The sequence below is a fragment of the Gallibacterium faecale genome, assembly GCF_027920745.1.
GTDB lineage: Bacteria > Pseudomonadota > Gammaproteobacteria > Enterobacterales > Pasteurellaceae > Gallibacterium > Gallibacterium faecale.
Map to the genome: position 1 here is coordinate 14820 of NZ_JAQIBB010000034.1, position 16787 is coordinate 31606.

The 16787-nt window shown below is 35.6% G+C and carries 15 protein-coding genes and 1 pseudogene; 1 reads left to right on the forward strand and 15 read right to left on the reverse strand.

All coding sequences use genetic code 11. The annotated features are described in order from the left end of the window. Positions 1–104 precede the first annotated feature (104 nt). Entirely contained in the window at positions 105–395 is a 291-nt protein-coding gene (locus tag PF272_RS02215) for a YfcZ/YiiS family protein (protein WP_065234222.1), read from the forward strand. 80 nt (positions 396–475) lie between these two features. On the opposite strand, the gene PF272_RS02220 is transcribed toward PF272_RS02215, so the two are convergent. From PF272_RS02220 to glmM, 15 genes and pseudogenes are all read right to left on the reverse strand, one after another. Then, complete coding sequence (locus PF272_RS02220; RefSeq protein WP_271141447.1) at positions 476–1561, reverse strand: lytic murein transglycosylase; 1086 nt, start codon at positions 1559–1561, stop codon at positions 476–478. 26 nt (positions 1562–1587) lie between these two features. Next, positions 1588–1857, reverse strand: coding sequence for a YcgL domain-containing protein (locus PF272_RS02225; protein WP_271141448.1), 270 nt, complete (start codon positions 1855–1857; stop codon positions 1588–1590). A gap of 8 nt (positions 1858–1865) precedes the next feature. After that, entirely contained in the window at positions 1866–2600 is a 735-nt protein-coding gene (gene ubiG, locus PF272_RS02230; protein ID WP_271141449.1) for a bifunctional 2-polyprenyl-6-hydroxyphenol methylase/3-demethylubiquinol 3-O-methyltransferase UbiG, read from the reverse strand. Further along, positions 2597–4498: an LTA synthase family protein gene (locus tag PF272_RS02235; RefSeq protein ID WP_271141450.1), complete on the reverse strand. Its 1902-nt coding sequence runs from the start codon at positions 4496–4498 to the stop codon at positions 2597–2599. The genes ubiG and PF272_RS02235 overlap by 4 nt, the downstream gene beginning before the upstream one ends. Positions 4499–4510: 12 nt before the next feature. Continuing rightward, positions 4511–5656 (reverse strand): GDSL-type esterase/lipase family protein, encoded by a 1146-nt coding sequence (locus PF272_RS02240; RefSeq protein WP_271141451.1) that lies wholly within the window; start codon positions 5654–5656, stop codon positions 4511–4513. A gap of 9 nt (positions 5657–5665) precedes the next feature. Beyond that, entirely contained in the window at positions 5666–6475 is an 810-nt protein-coding gene (locus tag PF272_RS02245) for a glycosyltransferase family 2 protein (protein WP_065238106.1), read from the reverse strand. Positions 6476–6486: 11 nt separating this feature from the next. Further along, entirely contained in the window at positions 6487–7626 is a 1140-nt protein-coding gene (locus PF272_RS02250) for a glycosyltransferase (protein ID WP_271141452.1), read from the reverse strand. Continuing rightward, positions 7607–8872: a hypothetical protein gene (locus PF272_RS02255; protein WP_271141453.1), complete on the reverse strand. Its 1266-nt coding sequence runs from the start codon at positions 8870–8872 to the stop codon at positions 7607–7609. The genes PF272_RS02250 and PF272_RS02255 overlap by 20 nt, the downstream gene beginning before the upstream one ends. Positions 8873–8908: 36 nt before the next feature. Next, a complete protein-coding gene (locus PF272_RS02260) occupies positions 8909–9817 on the reverse strand; it encodes a glycosyltransferase family 2 protein (RefSeq protein ID WP_271141454.1) in 909 nt (302 codons plus the stop codon). After that, complete coding sequence (locus PF272_RS02265; RefSeq protein WP_065239568.1) at positions 9814–10809, reverse strand: polysaccharide pyruvyl transferase family protein; 996 nt, start codon at positions 10807–10809, stop codon at positions 9814–9816. Before PF272_RS02265 ends, PF272_RS02260 begins: the two co-directional genes overlap by 4 nt. Beyond that, on the reverse strand, positions 10806–12212 hold the full coding sequence (locus PF272_RS02270) for an oligosaccharide flippase family protein (RefSeq protein WP_271141455.1): 1407 nt from the start codon (positions 12210–12212) through the stop codon (positions 10806–10808). Before PF272_RS02270 ends, PF272_RS02265 begins: the two co-directional genes overlap by 4 nt. 1 nt (position 12213) lies before the next feature. Further along, positions 12214–13329, reverse strand: coding sequence for an LPS O-antigen chain length determinant protein WzzB (locus PF272_RS02275; RefSeq protein ID WP_271141456.1), 1116 nt, complete (start codon positions 13327–13329; stop codon positions 12214–12216). A 195-nt stretch (positions 13330–13524) separates the two neighbouring features. After that, positions 13525–14277 carry an OmpA family protein gene (locus tag PF272_RS02280; RefSeq protein ID WP_271141457.1) on the reverse strand — a complete coding sequence of 251 codons (753 nt, stop codon included), beginning with the start codon at positions 14275–14277 and terminating at the stop codon, positions 13525–13527. 139 nt (positions 14278–14416) lie between these two features. Continuing rightward, positions 14417–15319, reverse strand: a pseudogene (locus PF272_RS02285) (IS256 family transposase, variant Zn-binding type); the annotation flags it as partial. Positions 15320–15421: 102 nt separating this feature from the next. Then, the gene (glmM, locus tag PF272_RS02290; protein ID WP_271141459.1) at positions 15422–16756 is read right to left on the reverse strand and encodes a phosphoglucosamine mutase; all 1335 of its coding nucleotides are present in this window, start codon (positions 16754–16756) and stop codon (positions 15422–15424) included. Between the last annotated feature and the right edge of the window lie 31 nt (positions 16757–16787).

Consider the following 16787-nt stretch of genomic DNA (forward strand, 5'->3'; position numbering starts at 1 on the left):
ACTTTTGATATAGATCAAAATTACTTAACTCTTCACGGTTTTCTTACGCTCTCGTGTTAAAATAAATTTGTTTTTTTATATCTTTTTTTGAAATGGAGCTATTTATGAGTCAAATGAAATGCAAAGCAGAAGAAGCGAAAGTATGCTGCTGCGTTGATGTTGGTACGGTAATTGATAATGAAGATTGTGGCGTAAACTTTAGCCAAGTTTATGCAACTGAAGAACAAGCCAAAGAAGCATTAGCTTATTTAACCGAAAAAGCACGTGCAGCTGAAAGCGATCCTTGTGAAATTACCAGTGAAATTGTGGCGGTAGATGGTGGTTATCAACTTAATGCAAGTTTTACTTTCTGCTGCCAAGCTGAAACTATGATTTTCCAACTTTCTACTCGTTAATTCTCTTGAGATGGTATGTAGTAAAATCTACATACCTTTTCTTGTTTTAGTCTCCAATATTATCTTTAGAGAAAACTGAACTAATTCTGTAGCTCCGCACCCTGTGCAATTTGGTCAGCAAATTTACCAATACTAATCGCAAAATAGTAAGATTTATTCCAATCCATAATGGTTTTAAAGTTTTGAGAAACTAAAAATGCTCTACCCGCCAAACCATTTGGTAACACTAACCACACTCTAGTGCGTTGTAATTGAGAGATAGCACGTTGTGAAAATGCATCTTGTGGCAATAACACGCCTAATCGCTGCCAATCCGCAACTGAACGTGCCTTATTGTTTTCTGTACCAGCCATATTTGGATCTAACCAACCTGATAATTGTACTTCAACACCCCAAGGTAATTGATTATTCCAACCCACAGTTGCTAAATAATTTGCAATAGAGGCAAATGCGTCATAATAGTTTTGCCAAATATCGGCGATTCCATCGTTATCACCATCTTTCGCATAACTTAGGTAAGAACTTGGCATAAATTGCGTTTGCCCCATTGCACCAGCCCAAGATCCTTTCATTTTTTCCCGTTCTATATGGCCGCGATCAATAATCCTTAACGCTTTAATAAATTCATTCGCAAATAACGATTCCCGGCGTCCTTCAAACGCTAAGGTCGCTAACACAGATAACACATCAAAATTTCCTTGATAACGGCCAAAACTGCTTTCCATACCCCATAACGCAACCAAATATTGTGGTTGAACCCCAAAACGTTGGCTGGCAGTTTCCACTTCTTGACGTTGTTCTGCAAAATAACGAATCGCTAATGCAACTTTCGTATTAGTTAAAACCCGATTCAGGTAATTCGTTACCCCATTCGGATTGACTTGAGGAGGCGTTGAGCTAGAACGCTTACGGCCTGCTTGTTGTTGATCCAATTCAATAGAACGTTCTACAAATTGAATATTTTGTTGTGAATAAACTACAGTTGGATCCACCCCTTGTGTCACTGCTTGTTGCCGTAAATAATCCACATAATGATTAAAATTTGCTGGTGTTCTACTATGTGGATAATTGAAATTAATATCACCAACATTGGTCGGTGTAGAAGGCGAACTACTACATCCAACTAAGAGTAATGCTCCTAAACTTAAAATTGCTTTTTTTAACATCTTTTTACTACACTAATCACACTAAACTATATTTTATTGTTCTTAAAACTCTCTAATAAATTCTCTGGTGGTGGCGGCATCTGTAAATAGAAACCCTGCTGTTTAATTTGTGCTAATACCGTCTGATTATCTAATTGCGCCAATTTTTTCGGCCCTAATAAATTAAATAACATCACAAATTGTGGTTTACCAAAGAGATTAAGCAAGGCTTCTGGTACATTAGAAAAGTTGTCATGTTTTTCAATATAGAGATACATTCCCTCTTTTTTATGACTTTTATAAATTGCACATAACATCTGTGTTCTTACCTATTCTCTTGTTTAAATACACCCCAGTAATTCGCACTTACATCATTATTCAGCCAGAAATTGCCTGTAATTGGATTATAGTGATAGCCTTTTAACTGTTCACAAACCAATCCTACTTGATCACAATAACCTAATAACTCGGCTGGCTTAATAAATTTCTCGTAATCATGCGTTCCTTGCGGTAATAGTTTCAATACATATTCCGCACCAATCACCACCAACGCCCAAGCCTTTAATGTTCGGTTGATAGTTGATAGAAATAATACCCCATTCGGTTTTAATAACTGCTGGCAGCTGCGAATAATGGAAAGCGGATCAGGAACATGCTCTAACATTTCCATACAAGTAATCACATCAAATTTTTCTGCACCTGTTTGCTGCTGATGATGCAAAAACTCTTCGATAGTAATTTTTTGATAATCAATCTGTAATTGGCTTTCACTGGCGTGTTGACGTGCAACTGCAAGCGGTTCAGAACTCATATCAATTCCAGTTACTTTGCCACCTACTTTAGCCAAGCTTTCCGATAAAATACCGCCACCACAACCAACGTCTAATACTTTTTTGCCCGCTAAACCACCCGTATGCTGCAAAATGTAATTAACCCGCAATGGGTTAAGCTGATGAATCGGTTTAAAATCACCATTTAAATCCCACCAAGTAGCTGCCATTTTTTCAAATTTTGCCAGCTCTTGTTGATCTACATTTGCTGTTAGTGTTTTTTCTGTCATCTATTCTGATCCTCTTCCTCAACCCATTGATTTTTATCCAATAGTTGATCTGCCAAGGTTACTCGCTGTTTAAAGCGCCAAATTTGTTGTTGTAATGCTTCCCCTTGATCAGAAATGGTTATCTGTTTTTGACCAATAAAAGTTGCATTCCCTAATTGACTAATCATTCCCAATACCTGTGCATTACCGACTAATAATGCTGGTTTTGTATTCACTGGGTGAACTAATGATTGCCCAAATGTTGAAATTGGCGTTTGAATGCCAAGTAAATCCATTATGGTTGGCAATACATCATACTGTGAAGCATATTGCTGCAATCGCTGTGGCGGTAAACTGCCATCTGGTGCAAAAATGACCAACGGAATATGAAACTGCTCATCTAAATTTTCTGATGGTAATGAATTCAATGTATGATCCGCTGAAAAAATAAAGATTGTATTCTGATACCAAGGTTGTTTCTGCGCTGCTTGCATAAATTGTTCTAATGACCAATCAGAATAACGTAACGCATTTAAAAACCCTTGTTCACTGCGAGGATCATGCGGATAGATATGAAACTCTTTTCCTGCATCCGCAAACGGTTCATGTGTTGTACCAGTAAATAAAAATGCAAAAAAAGGTTGATCAACTGGAGTCTGATTAATTTTTCCTAACAAAAATTGCAAACTGTCATAATCCCATCCAAAATGTGGCGGCGCTTGAGGATACTCTTTAATAATTGGCACATCCTCTTTGCCATAATACTCTTGGAAACCTAATACACTCGCAATACTATTCACATTAAATGAGCGGCGATTAGAAGTTTGCATCATAATGGTTCGATAATCCCGTTCATTAAGAATCTTACCAATCTGACTAAGATGGTTAAGCTCTAATCCAAAGCCTAACGTTGGGTGATTACTTAAAGCGGGAACTGAAGATAAAATTGCTTGGATACCAATAATGCTGCGCTTTCCTGCTGCGTAATAGTGATCCCATGTTTGAGATTGGGTAATCAACTGATCCATAAATGGCGTAACGTGATAACCTCGATGTGCTAACCCATCAATATATTTATAACTCCAACTCTCTAAAAGAATAAGCACAATATTCTTTCTCGTTGGGGCTACTACTGATTGAAATTTAAATTGCTCTTCTGCATTTGGTAAAGCTAACTTTTTCTCCTCTGCATTCAGTAGATTTAATGGTTTAAACTCTTCTCGTGATCTAATTTGTTTCATCACCACAAATGGCGTATTTAAAATAAGATTGGCTTGATTAATTGAAGCAGTATTTTCAAACGCATCTGCATAACTAATTGGGCGACCTTGAATAATCATTCCTCGCGCCAACCAAACACAACAAACCACAAAGAATAGACTAGAAACGAGACGTATTGGCAAAGAAGGTAATTTTGTTTGTATCTGAGTTTTAGAAAGCGGTTTGATAATCCAGTAATAAAAACTACTAATAACCAATAACAAAAATAAGCAACCTAAAACAGTATGTAACAAGCGAGAACCAAACGCTAACTCAAAAATAAAGGAGATATCCTCTCCGATCACAGTCACTTCCCGTCCCAGATGACGATAAACTTCACCAAAGTAGGTTAAATCCACTAATGAAATGACACTAAAGGCAACAAAAACAATTAACGCTAAATACGCTAAAATTTTTTGTAATTTAGCCCGATAAATGAAACGAAAAGGTAACGCACAGATCAAGAGAATCGGTGCTAAAAATATTGTGGTGACATTAAGATCAAAACGAATACCATAAAAAAATGCCTGCAATAACTGTCCAATACTTAAATCATCAATAAAATATTCTGAATAAGTTATAACAAATAATAGCCGTAAAACAGCAAATAGGCCTATTGCAAACAGAAACAACTTTACAGGCAGTTTTAAATATCTCATTCCTTATCCTATCTAGCTAAATAGCGCTTGAGTTAATAATGTTGTAATTTGCGCATAACCTGCTTGGTTAAAATGTAAGCCATCATCAGTGAAGTCTAAATTTAACTTACGATAACCATCTTGCAAGACTGTATTTGGCGATAACAATGTGATCTCTTGATTTGCAAAATGTTGGCGTAATTGATGGTTGAATTGATCAATTTCAGCATTACTACATTCACGCTTAAACGCCATATAACTCACTTCCATTAAATAGAGTTTAGTTGCTGGATTGATTTGTTTTAAGTAAGAAATTGTTTGATCCAACCAATACAATGTATCTTCTGCTCGCCAGCCTGGTCGACACATTTCATTAATGCCTAAGAAAATTAAAGTATAGTTACCTAAGCCTTTTACTAATTGTGGTTGTAAAATCAATTCCACATATTGTTGCGTTGTAATCCCACCAATCCCGAGGTTATTAACTGGCGTATTATTTAAACAATCAATATCCCAATAATCCCAGAGTGAATGACCAATTAACGTAATCTCTTTTGTCGACGCAAAATCTGCTGATTTTTCTTTAATACGACGCTGTACATTCAGTAATGAAGTTTGATAACGCACTCTTAATTGCAAAATTGCTTTGACTAATTCATATTCAAAACTATCTTCAATCCATAATGCTGCTTCTTTATCTAATTTATACTGCACTGTCGTTGCAGAAGTTAAACGATCAGCTAAATTTGCTATAAAAATTGCGTCATTCTGATTGCCTTTAGCATCCGTTGAAATTAAATAATCTGCCTGTGTTTGTTCAAAATATTGGCAACTTTGCTGAATATGGGTGGCTGATCGTAACGGCGCTTCTGGTGCTAAAATTGCACAATATTGATATTCATCGGCTAATGGATCTTCTGTTTGCCAACAACGGATTAATGTTTCTGGTGTCGCTAACTGTGCTGTTTCACATAATTGAATATCGATTGCATAACGACTTAGGGCATCTTGATATTCAAGTTTATCTGTCATTACCACCACTTTATCAAAACAGTGACTGTTAAGTGCCGCTTCAATGGTATAACCTGCGACTAATTTACCCTCTAACATTAATACATTTTTATTTGGTAAATCAGCTTGTTCTGTTGCTCGCACAGGAATTAATGCAATACGTTTCATCTTTGTTCCTTATAACTTACGCAATAATTTATACACTTTGCCTAAAACTTTACCCGGTAAAATCCGCGTGGTAGCACGAATGAGAAATACAATTAAGGCACTTATTGGATTTTGTATGCCTAACTTTATTTTTAATTTGGCTAATTTCCATTCACTTTTGAAATATTGCAGACCACGACGACGGTTATACATACCTTGTCCAGCACGCATCTTGATTAAAATATCAGGTAAATTATGCGTAATATTGCCTGCACTTAGAAAACGCAGCCATAAATTGTAATCTTCTAAAAAGAGGTGATGCTGATAGCCACCGACTGCCTGAATGGCGGATTTTTTATAGGCTAATGCCATATGATTAAATGGGCTACGCATAGGTGCCATTTTTTTGATCTCGTTATCTTCAATTGGCACACGGCGAATTGATTTGACTTCTGGATTATCCGTATCAAACTCTTCAATTTGCCCACCCACCATAGAAACTTCTGGATGAGCTTCAATATATGCCACTTGTTTAGCAAAACGATCTTCCACACACAGATCATCGGTGTCCATTCGGAACACCCATTCATAACTACATTCTGCTAAGCCAGCATTTAAGGCTTTCCCCAAACCAACATTTTCAGGTAAAGGTACAATTTTTAGTGGTAAACGTGATTGCCACTCAGCAACACAATCTTGTAATGGTTGTGGAATCGGACCATCATAAACCAACACAATTTCAGTTGCTGGTACGGTTTGCGCAGCTAAACTTGCAAAACATTGCGTTAAATATTCTGGCTTCTCTTTGAAATATAACGACATTAATACAGAAAAATTCATTGTGGCGTTCCTTATTGCTTTTGACGCTGTAAAACTTGCTGATAACAATCAATTAACTGTTGAATATGTTGATCAATACTAAATCCTTGTTCACGCATTTTGTCCGCATAACTTTCACGTTGTGCATTGCGTATCGTTTGTTGAATTGCACTCACCCAAGGTTCAACAGTTTGATTAATTGGATGAAAATTAACCAAATCTGTTATGGCTACTTCATCTGTTACTGTATTACTTACTAACGTTGGCAAGCCATTACACTGCGATTCCAACGTTGAAAGTGGAAACCCTTCAAACAAAGAAGGCAATAAAAAAATATCAAATAAATTCAATAACTGCGGCACATCTTTGCGATATCCAAGGAAAATTACTTGATTTTGTAATTGATGTTCAGCTACCCATTGCTGATATTCCGCTTGTAGTGGTCCTACCCCAATCAAAAAAAGCTTATATGATTGCGATTGCTGCGCTAACTTTTCCAATAGCTGTAATAAAAACTGATGATTTTTTACTGGCTCAAAATTACCAACATGTCCTAAAACAATCGTATTTTCATCTAATTGAAACTGTTCACGTAATTGCTGACGTTGTTGCGGATTAAAAGCAAAACGATCACAAGCAATCGCATTATAAATAATTTGATAAGGTGAATTTTTAAATAAGAACTCCCCTGCTACACGGCTACACGCAATACGATCTGTCACAAATAACTTGGTTAATTGATAAAACAAGCGATTAATCTGCGCTTTAATTTTGCTGCCTGATGGCTGACTACTGTGTGAATGTAAAATTCGACCTTGAATATTATGCTGTTTAGCAAAATAAAAATGGATAAACGACAAATAAGGGTTATGTGCGTGTACCAAATCAAAATGATACTGCTGATATAATTTCTTTGTTGCTTGCCATAATTTACCCGTTAATAAATTTTTTATCGAAAATGCCGGTAAATGATGAAACACGACGTGATGATTACGGGCTAAAATCGCCGCTTCGAACTCCTCAAAGCGTTGTGCAGTATAATAAGTAATATGCAATACATATTTATCTTGTGGAAAGTGTTGTGCAACGCTTGTTAGATAGCTACCAACACCACCATGTACCGCAATACCACATAAATATAAAATATGAATTTTAGGCTCTTTCGTTTGCATTTTTGACCTCTGCCAACTCAGCTAGATAAAAATAGCCCAATAAAGCAATAAAACTAATCATCCCTTTAATCAAGAGAATAACATAAAGTGTTAATAGCGCAAAATAGAGTAATGCACGTTGCGATTTTAATGCCATAATTTTTGCAGTTAAATAACTATGAGTCATTAAATTCACAATTAATCCAACTAGCCCTACCGCAAAAATAATTCGCAAATAGCCAACATCGGTACCCATATAATACAGACCATCTAGGCTATTTTGTGCTAAATAGAATCCATCACCAATCAACCAAGTAGCTAATGTCGTTGGTAAAATCTGATACATTTCTAACAAAATATCTGTTGATTCTGTTTCTAATCCAGCACCAGAGAAAAGATTGATAAAGAGTTCTGCTGCAAAATAAAATAGCTTTGAATGGAGTAAATCTATCCCCAATAAATTGTTTAATACTGCATATAAAAAAATCAGTAATAACAACAATGCGGTTGGAATAAGTAAAAAACAGAACCAGGCTAAACGATAATAATCAGTAAAATAGCGCTGATAGCAGAAAATAACCGCACCAATCGCAATACCAACTAACACCGTTCGGGCTAATAACAGCCCAACTAAGCTAATAAACGCGAGTAACACCAAATCACGAATAAAAGGTAATCCTATCCGTTGTTGAGCTAAGCGAAACGCTAACAGAATAATTGTAAGGGCATAAATGATACCAGAACCAAAAAATTGGGTACCAAAGCCAATAAAACGATTTCCTTGTTCTAATGAAGCAACAATTAACCCTCTTCCCTCGCTATACCGTACTAGGAACAGCAATAAATCCTGCATAAATGGCAATAGATTTACACACAAAGTGAGTACAGATTGAATCACGACAACATTAATCCAAATCCCAGATAAACGTTGATAATCTACATTGCCATATACCACAACAGCAAAGCGATATAGAAAATAAGCCGCAAACAAATAAATAACTGGTGTAATTCCATTTTGAATCACATAAGCAATTTCCATACCAGCAGGATTGATTAATTTTGCGGGAAAGATAGACAGGATAAATGGGATCACCATTAAACTAAGTGGAGCAATTTGATAAGCCATCCATTGCTTACGCAAATAATCACGCAATAGTAGTCCTGCACCAATCACCCCCATTGTCACCGACGGGTGCAAAGGAATGAAATTATATTTGATGTTAAATAACCAAGTAAAAACTAAACAATAAAATATAAATTTCTTCATGGTAGTGTGATTAGTGAGGATTTTCCTGACAAGATACTATTTTTTTAACCATTTAAGCCCAACTAATTTCAGCCAACGCATAAAAAGAATTCCTTTAACTGGGTAAGGTACTCTCCCAACTTGGCGATAGATTTTGCATAATTTGCCTAATTTTAATGCACTAATATTGGCACGGTTAATCGACAAGGAATATTGGGTAATCTCTTCGTCCGTCAGTTTTAAGTTTAAATGCGTGAATAAATAGTGGTGAATTTTGCGTAATACCTCATTTTTTAACGCTAAATTCTTCGCTAATAATCTTGTTTCACTATTTGGCAAAATACGATAGCGCAGTACCACATCCGCTAAATTGGCAAATTTATAACCTTTGCATAATAGATGTACCCAAAGACCATAGTCTTCTGCTCGATAATATTGTTGCTGATAAACAAGATCTTCTGGGTTTAACACGTTAAGGTTAAACATCACTGTTGGATGATGGAATGCTGAAGCTAAAAAGAGGTGGGTTTTAATTGCCATATCCTCTTGCGGCAAAACTAATGTTTGTTTTTCAACATTCTCACCAAAAGTTTCAATCGCCCCGCCAACCACAGCCACTTGCGGATGTTGTTCTAAAAAAGTCACCTGCTTTTCAATCCGATCGGGTAATGCAATATCATCTGCATCCATTCGAGCAATGTATTTCCCCTGCGCTAATTGAATTGCTTTATTTAAAGTAGCGATTAAGCCAAGATTCTGTTCATTTTCAATATAACGAACGCGTAAATCTTCTTGCGCTAATTGCAATAAAATTTCTGCTGACTTATCTGTTGAACCATCATTCACCACTAACACTTCTAAATGATGGTAACTTTGTTGCAAAATTGACTGTACTGCTGCTTCAATATATTGCTCGCCGTTATAGCAAGGAATAATGACTGAAACTAAAACATCATTTTTCATCATTTTGACTCATTTAATAAATGACATTGATTAAAATCTTGTAGCCAGGTTTGATAAAAAGAGGCATTTTTCCCATACGAGTTATCATAGATATACACTTTTTTTCCTAATAAGATCCCAAGGATAAAACAGTGCAAACGTGTGGTATAAATCTGATCAAAGCGATTTAAGAAGTTAATCCCCAATTCCATATAAAAATCACGACGATTTTCAATTTTTTCTAATGGCTGCACATATAACGGCATTAAGATTGGTAAACGATTCGCCGCACGGAATAAAAACTCTCTAAACGAGAAATTAGCAAAATTTGGATTATATTTGATCAGTTGTTTAAATTCTTTCTCAAAACTCGGCCAGTCAGAAACAGTCACATTTTCTAATTCGGCAACTTCATGGTAATCCGCAGCTGTATTCAACTCTTTATCTGTACGTTTTACAAATAATGTTTTACCTGTCTTTTCGCCTGAAATGAAGCTATCTAAATTTAAACAAAATGCCATATCCGGTAATAATAAAATCTGACATTTAGTGAAATATTTATTTAATAGGCCATAAGAAACCTGATCTCTAGCACAAATCGTTACATTCCCATGTGCATTGAAAATTTCCGCACTTTTTTCTAATGCTTCTTGTGATTGGAAATAAACAGTTTGTGGGAATACAATCACTTTATTATTTGGGCATTGACTAATGACACGCTCACGTAATTTTTGGCATACATCCCAAACATCGCCAAAATTACCACCACCATGAAATAGAATAATGTCATCTTTCTCAATTTTATTAAGATCAACATTATAATAAGGTGCTGCATATTTTAATTTATAGGGTAAACGTGATAAATAAGCGACTTCCCCTGCCCAAATAGCTTGGTCGCCAATATTCTGATGATCAGGAATATCTAATAGCACATAATCATTATCAATTAATGGATCAAGACGATCATAAATAAGGTCGCTTAAACGAGATAATTGCGGTCTATTTGGATTGATCATAAAACTCTCTCTGTTATTTTTTTCCAAACTTTACCTACTAAACGTTGATTGAAAATAAAGAACATCACCAACGCAATCGCAAGTAAGACAAAATTAATAGTAAGCTGATTTAGATTAACTAAATAGCAATAAACAAGACTCAGCCCAAAAGGAAACCAAAAAGATTTCCAGCTAAGCTGTACTGGATAAAAAGATTTCACATCTTGCTGACGAATTAAAAAGACAATAATAAAGCTGACTAATGTCCCTAATGCTGCGGCAAATAAACCAATTTTTGCCATTAGACAAAAGCTTATCACAATATTAATCACTGCACCTAATAAGGTTGTAGTCAAAATTTTAAGCGTATTTTTCTTTTGTTGATAAGCTGTTCCTAAAAACGCACAAAATGAAGTAAATACCGTTGCCAATACTAATAAAGGCATATATTGCCACGCAGAATAAAACTGTTTAGCAAAAAGATAATGAATTAATGGCTCACTGATACTGATAAAAATTAAGCCAATCGAGAACATAAATTTAGATAATTGGGCAAACGTTTCTGTCGTTACTTGACGATAATCCCCATTATCATTTTTTAAAATGACATCCTGCCAAGCTAATAAAAATAACGAGAAAACAATCATTAAAATACTTGGCAAGCGAGAAGAAACCGCATAAATTCCATTCGCAGCTGTATCAATTTGTTGAAAGATAATATATTTATTCGCCATCGTCATTAGCCACCAGCTTACAGCATTAGGCACAAGCGGTAATGCGTACATAAGCATGGGTTTTAATAATTGACGATCAATGCTCGACCAAGAGAGATATGCCGAAACTTGCCAACGAAATAGAATAATTAAAACCACCACCAAATTGGCAGCAATCATACCGATTAATACAGCAAATAATTTATCACTAAGTAACCATAATCCAATCACTGAAAACAACAACAATAAAAATGAATAGAGAATCCCTGACAAGGCAAATTTTTGAGTTAATTCAAGCCCTCTCAACGCTTGCTGTAAGATATAAAACAGTGATGAAGTGACTAATAAGATTAAGGTTTCTACTAAATAAGGTTGTGGATAAAAATAATTAATACCAACTACCAGCAGTAACATCACCAAGCACGCCAACATAAACATCAACAAAGCACTGCTAATCACTTTTGCTTCTGTTCCTGTTATTCTATCTTCAGCAATTAACCAACGATAAATCGCATCCGATAATTGTAGAGTAACCACCGGCGTAACTAACATAGTAAAAGTTAAAATCAGATCATATTGCCCCATTTCCACTGTGGATAGGTACAGTGAAAATAGAGGCAATAAGAGAAAAGAAAGTATTTTTGAACCAAAACTACCAATACTATAAATTAAGGTATTTTTTAGTAGTTTATCGCTAACTGCATTTCCCATCTTATTTTTTCTTTAATACTCGGATAAACAGTAAAAGTAAGCAAGATAAGATTAGACCAAATAAAAAGCCAATCGCCAAAATAAGTGCTTTTTGTGGTTTTACCTTATATGGTGTAGTTGGTGAGGTTTTATATTGAAACGCATCAATTTTTAATGCTCCTGCATCATCAACTAATTCTGCTAATTCAGCAATTTGTTGCTTCGCTGCATAATACGCTGCTGGATAAATAAATTTTTGCTGTTTTAAATTTTCAAGCTGCGCTGCTAAATTTTGGCTGCCTAATAAATAAAGATATGGGCTTGCTAAATTGGTTTTATCACTATCTAACGTAATATTGAGATGTAAATTTTCTTTATCTGAACCATTACCCACTAACTGTGCTGCTGCTAAAGCGGATTGTAAATATTGAATTTGTTCTTGTTTTTCCAACTTCAACTGTTCTTCAATTTGTTTGCGTTGGAATTTTAATCCTATCATTTTCTGTTCTACTTTAATTAAAAACTCAACAATCGCTTGTTGATAAGTAACTCGATTAGCAAATTGCACAAACTCATCTAATGTTTTTTGTAGCTGTTGTTCATTATTATCAATAAAAGTCAATTTTGCTGATGGCGTATCGGCTGATGCTTTATTTTCTGAGGTAATTACAGTGATATTATTTCCTTTTTTATTCATATCAGGTGTAACCACACTAATGCTTTTAATTAATTTTTCTAATATTGCTCTCTTTTCAGTATCACTTTGTTGGGCTGTTAATGATTTATATAAATCTGATTCTACAAAATAATTTTTACGTACATCATAAATAGAGGTGTTAGTTACCAACTGATTAAATAGTGCAGCTGTCACACCAGTAGCATCAAATTTTTCACCGCTAATTAATGCATAACGTCGATTTAAATCTAATAATTTCTCTACTGATATTGCATTTGCTGGCAATATTTCAGCCGAAGAACTCCATTCAGATTTAATAGAGTTTGCATAGAAATAAGAAGCACCAGTAAAAATAATAACAGATACAACAATCCACCATTTTTTCTGCCAATAATATTGAAAAAGTTTAGCTAAGCTAAACATCTCATCCTGTTCAATATAAGAGTTATTTGCTGATGTCATACTTTTCCCTATTCCTTACTTTCTTTCATAGAATAAAATCTGAGATTATTTAATTTTTACTCAAGATCTGAATATTATCTTAAGAAATCTAAAGGCACTTATTTTACACTTGAGGCTATAAAAAGAAAACGTTATACAAAAAGAAAGGGCTTCGCGAAGCCCTTTCATTAACAGTAACAGTCAATATGCTATTGATTAATTAGTCGAAATGATCACTCGGCGGTTTTCAGCTAAACAGGATTTCAACTTATCACCACTCACTGAATCACAACTCACGATTTGCACTGACTTTCCCAATCCTTCAGTTTTAATATTTTTAGCAGAAATCCCATTTTTTACTAATTCAGCTTTCACCACTTCCGCTCTTTTTTTTGAAAGTGCCAAGTTATAGCTCTCAGAACCTAAACGATCTGTATATCCAGTAACAGAAATTTTCTTATCTTTAGGCAACTTTTTTGCTAACTCAGCCACCATCCCACGGCTTTCTGGTTTTAATTCACTTGAGTCAAAATCAAAAAGAAAATCACTCGAAAGAGAAATAGTTTGACCTGATTGATTATTACCACATCCTTCTGGCAACCAATATAAAGACTGAGCATCTAGATTTTCATCAAATAAGACCTTAAATTGGCATATTTTGCGTTGACCATTTTGCAAATAATTAAATACATAATCCCATTCACGAACACCAAATAATCCTTCATTGAAATGAGGACGACCAATCAATGCTACAATTTGGTCTTTATTCATACCTTTTTTAATTTGGTGAACATTATCCCAATTTGGCTGCATACCTCTTTCTGTGCCATGGCTATTGAAGGTACTTTTTTCCACTTTAGGCCATACTGGTTGATCAGTAGTCCCTTCTTTGCTCACTTTACTTAAATTACCACAAGCCGCTAGTGCCGTTGATAAAATTACTGGTAGTAATAATTTATTTAATTTCATAGATAGGTCCTTTGATTGTACTGAATAATTAAATTTATTATAACTATATTTATATAAAAATTCATATATAAAATTAAGGAGTAATGGACAAAATGGAGGCTACAATCATAAAACAGCCTCCTAATGGACATTTTGGAAGCTAAAAGTCATTTTTACTCATCAAATAATCCTGAATAAACTTTATCTTACGTTCCTTCTTTAACCCTTGATGGCATCTCAATTTGTTCTTTAAATCTCCAAACAGACCTTCTAAGTAATTTGTGGTTTTTGGAATGTCTAATTCCGGATATTTCTCAAATTGAAATAACAACGGTATATTTCGTTTTAAACTGAAATAAGCCGTTCTCAGACGTTTATGGGTATACCACATTTTACCTGTTTCTAAATTGATGCTACGTTCATTTAGATATTCTTTGTGTTGTTGATACCATTGTTTCAAGCCTTGTTTGAAATCTTTTTCTGTACAATTTTTCATTCGATATGTGAGGGCTAACAATGCTTGTGGTGCAGGATCTTTAGGATGACGCGATAGGTAGTGGATGATGCATTGTACTTGGTGGAATTGACAAAGTTGTACAGGAATATCAGACAATAATGTGGTTAATCCACGTCGTCCATCGCAGATAATACTTTGTATTTCAATATGCTGTGATTTTAGGTGTTGAATACCCATAAGGTAGTGTTGATTGGTTTCGTATTCAACTGTTTTGATAAAAAGTATTTGCTGCGTTCGGCTGTCTGCAAAAACCATGACGCCGTATTCTCGTCCGAAATAGGTGGTGTCCATCAGTAAATTAACAGCGATTGATGTCGGGGTTTTAAGTGTAATTTGGACTTTATCCAAGTGTCGTCTGATGGTCTTTTCGTTGCAATGATAACGAATGGCAAGTTGCTTGATGGTTTGCTTGCCTTGTGTGTAGGCTAGCCAAATTTCGTGAGAATTGATGCGATTGCCACCGTCAAATTGACGATGACAATCCGAACATTTGTAGCGTTGTTTATGGTTGCGAGTGCCATTCTTTTTGACTCGATTTGAGCCACAGAAAAAGCATTTTTTGTATTCAAAGCCTTTGACCTATCTAAAAGCCTTTCATGATAAGCTTTTCAGAAGTTTTTAGCATCCAAATTGTCCATTACGCCAAAATTAACTATTCTTTACAATTTCTGCAATTTTCTCAGCCGATTGTTGCGCTAATACTTCATCTTCACACTCAACCATCACACGAATTACTGGCTCAGTTCCTGATTTTCTTAGTAATACACGACCTTTACCATGTAATTTTTTCTCAACTTCCGCTGTCACTTGTTTGACGGCTTCGCTTTCTAACGGATTTGCCCCACCTTCAAAACGTACATTAATTAACACTTGTGGGAAGAGTTGTACTGCACTGGCTAATTCATTTAATGACATACCGTGAGTAATCATCGCAGCAAGCACTTGTAAAGAAGCGATAATTCCATCCCCAGTCGTATTTTTATCTGAAATAATGATATGACCTGAATTCTCGCCACCCAACTTCCAACCACGTTCAAGCATTTGCTCTAAAACATAGCGATCACCAACTTTAGCTCGAACAAATGGAATACCAAGCATTTTTAGGGCAAGTTCTAAGCTCATATTGCTCATTAATGTACCAACTACACCACCAGACAATTTTCCTGAACGCAAAGCTTCACGAGCAATAATAAATAGAATTTGGTCACCATCCACTTTATTACCTAAATGATCCACCATCATAATACGGTCACCATCACCATCATAAGCTAAACCAACATCTGCTTTGCTTTGCTTAACGACTTCTTGTAACGCACGCACATCGGTTGCACCACAACGTTCATTAATATTCATTCCATCTGGCTTAGTACCAATTTCAATCACCGTTGCCCCTAACTCACGCATTACATTTGGTGCAATGTGATAAGTCGCCCCATTTGCACAATCAACAACAATTTTCAATCCTTCTAAACTTAGATGAACTGGGAAGGTACTCTTACAGAACTCAATATAACGTCCTGCAGCATCATTGATTCGGCTCGCTTTACCTAAGTCAGCAGATTCTACACAAGTCATTGGTTCATCCAACATTTGCTCTATTGCCAGCTCTACTTCATCAGGTAATTTTGTACCGTGGGCAGAAAAGAATTTAATCCCATTATCATAATAAGGGTTATGTGAAGCTGAAATCACAATCCCTGCTTCAGCACGAAACGTACGCGTTAAATACGCAATCGCTGGTGTCGGCATTGGCCCAACAAACGCAGCTGAAAGCCCTGCTGCGGCTAAGCCTGCTTCCAATGCGGATTCCAACATATAACCAGAAATCCGTGTATCTTTACCAATTAATACCTTACGAGACCCTTGTGTTGCTAACACTTTTCCGGCTGCCCAACCTAATTTCAAGGCAAATTCAGGCGTAATTGGAGAAGTACCAACACGACCACGCACACCATCTGTACCAAAATATTTACGTTCTGCCATATAATTTTCCTTTTCTATTCTGTGGAACGAT

What these genes read in the sequence shown, in the direction of transcription:
- PF272_RS02225 (WP_271141448.1), bottom strand. Translation starts at nt 1,857, where the DNA reads ATGTTATGTGCAATTTATAAAAGTCATAAAAAAGAGGGAATGTATCTC.
- PF272_RS02270 (WP_271141455.1), bottom strand. Translation starts at nt 12,212, where the DNA reads ATGGGAAATGCAGTTAGCGATAAACTACTAAAAAATACCTTAATTTAT.
- PF272_RS02245 (WP_065238106.1), bottom strand. Translation starts at nt 6,475, where the DNA reads ATGAATTTTTCTGTATTAATGTCGTTATATTTCAAAGAGAAGCCAGAA.
- PF272_RS02240 (WP_271141451.1), bottom strand. Translation starts at nt 5,656, where the DNA reads ATGAAACGTATTGCATTAATTCCTGTGCGAGCAACAGAACAAGCTGAT.
- PF272_RS02250 (WP_271141452.1), bottom strand. Translation starts at nt 7,626, where the DNA reads ATGCAAACGAAAGAGCCTAAAATTCATATTTTATATTTATGTGGTATT.
- PF272_RS02215 (WP_065234222.1), top strand. Translation starts at nt 105, where the DNA reads ATGAGTCAAATGAAATGCAAAGCAGAAGAAGCGAAAGTATGCTGCTGC.
- PF272_RS02235 (WP_271141450.1), bottom strand. Translation starts at nt 4,498, where the DNA reads ATGAGATATTTAAAACTGCCTGTAAAGTTGTTTCTGTTTGCAATAGGC.
- PF272_RS02280 (WP_271141457.1), bottom strand. Translation starts at nt 14,277, where the DNA reads ATGAAATTAAATAAATTATTACTACCAGTAATTTTATCAACGGCACTA.
- PF272_RS02275 (WP_271141456.1), bottom strand. Translation starts at nt 13,329, where the DNA reads ATGACATCAGCAAATAACTCTTATATTGAACAGGATGAGATGTTTAGC.
- PF272_RS02260 (WP_271141454.1), bottom strand. Translation starts at nt 9,817, where the DNA reads ATGATGAAAAATGATGTTTTAGTTTCAGTCATTATTCCTTGCTATAAC.
- PF272_RS02255 (WP_271141453.1), bottom strand. Translation starts at nt 8,872, where the DNA reads ATGAAGAAATTTATATTTTATTGTTTAGTTTTTACTTGGTTATTTAAC.
- glmM (WP_271141459.1), bottom strand. Translation starts at nt 16,756, where the DNA reads ATGGCAGAACGTAAATATTTTGGTACAGATGGTGTGCGTGGTCGTGTT.
- ubiG (WP_271141449.1), bottom strand. Translation starts at nt 2,600, where the DNA reads ATGACAGAAAAAACACTAACAGCAAATGTAGATCAACAAGAGCTGGCA.
- PF272_RS02265 (WP_065239568.1), bottom strand. Translation starts at nt 10,809, where the DNA reads ATGATCAATCCAAATAGACCGCAATTATCTCGTTTAAGCGACCTTATT.
- PF272_RS02220 (WP_271141447.1), bottom strand. Translation starts at nt 1,561, where the DNA reads ATGTTAAAAAAAGCAATTTTAAGTTTAGGAGCATTACTCTTAGTTGGA.